The following is a 1,174-nucleotide window of genomic DNA, read 5'->3' as shown; positions in this document are numbered from 1 at the left end:
CTCACCCCCTAGGGGCGTCCTCGGTTCCGGGTCTCCCACGCCTGGGCAGGGGGTTGGCACCGGCGCGTAATCCGCAGCGGCTACGCTGCCCCAGACCGGCGCGTGATGCCCCCTCCACACACCCGCACGGATGAGCGATTCCGCGCGCCGATTTATCAGTCCGAAACCCGCCACTGCCCCGTGTTCACACCGGCCGGTGCACGATCTTTTCTTGGATGGCGTAGCACCCAATGTCTTGGTTCGAATCACTCATTCTCGGACTCGTCCAGGGGCTGACCGAGTTCCTGCCCATCTCCTCCAGCGCGCATCTGCGGCTGACGGCGGCCTTCGCGGGCTGGCACGACCCCGGTGCGGCGTTCACCGCGATCACCCAGATCGGTACGGAGGCGGCGGTCCTCATCTACTTCCGCAAGGACATCGCCCGGATCGTGTCGGCCTGGTTCCGCTCGCTGACGAACAAGGCGATGCGCTCCGACCACGACGCGAAGATGGNNTCAGATCGAGGGGCCGTTCCGTGATCTGCGCCTGATCGCGACGACGTTGATCGTGATGGGCATCATCCTCGGCATCGCGGACCGGCTGGCCGCGCGCGACGAGGCCGGCGGCAAGCACCGCGCCGTCAAGGAGCGCAAGTCGCTGAAGGAACTGGGCGTCAAGGACGGTCTGATCTTCGGGTTCTGCCAGGCGCTGGCGCTGATTCCGGGTGTCTCGCGGTCGGGTGCGACGATCAGCGGTGGTCTGCTGATGGGCTACACCCGTGAGGCGGCGGCGCGTTACTCGTTCCTGCTGGCCGTCCCGGCCGTACTGGCCTCGGGGGCCTTCGAGTTGAAGGACGCGGGCGAGGGGCATGTCTCGTGGGGGCCGACCATCTTCGCGACGGTCGTCGCCTTCGTCGTCGGATACGCCGTCATCGCGTGGTTCATGAAGTTCATCACGACAAAGAGCTTCATGCCGTTCGTGATCTACCGGATCCTGCTGGGCATCGTGCTGTTCGCCCTCGTCGGTACGGACACGCTGAGCCCGCACGCGGGCGAGTCCGCCGGCTGACCGGACGGCGAAGCCCGTACGGACGGGCAGTTGACGGAGCGCCCGGCGAGGTCGGAACGCCGTACGGTGTGCCGAAGGACACGTTTGCCCGTCGCACTGCCGCGGACTGCCAACAAAGGGCCGAAAC

At 66.8% G+C, this 1,174-nt stretch carries 1 protein-coding gene and 1 pseudogene; both read left to right on the top strand.

Features of this window, described 5'->3' with window-relative positions:
• Positions 1-230: 230 nt before the first annotated feature.
• Positions 231-492 (top strand): annotated as a pseudogene (locus tag BHU15_RS41770) (undecaprenyl-diphosphate phosphatase); the annotation flags it as partial.
• 2 nt (positions 493-494) lie between these two features.
• The coding region (locus tag BHU15_RS34625) for an undecaprenyl-diphosphate phosphatase (RefSeq protein ID WP_303741314.1) at positions 495-1,047 on the top strand (553 nt) is incomplete at its 5' end.
• Positions 1,048-1,174: the final 127 nt, after the last annotated feature.

The organism is Streptomyces niveus, assembly GCF_001723055.1.
Taxonomy (GTDB): Bacteria; Actinomycetota; Actinomycetes; order Streptomycetales; family Streptomycetaceae; genus Streptomyces; species Streptomyces niveus.
This window is presented reverse-complemented; position numbering and strand designations above follow the sequence as displayed.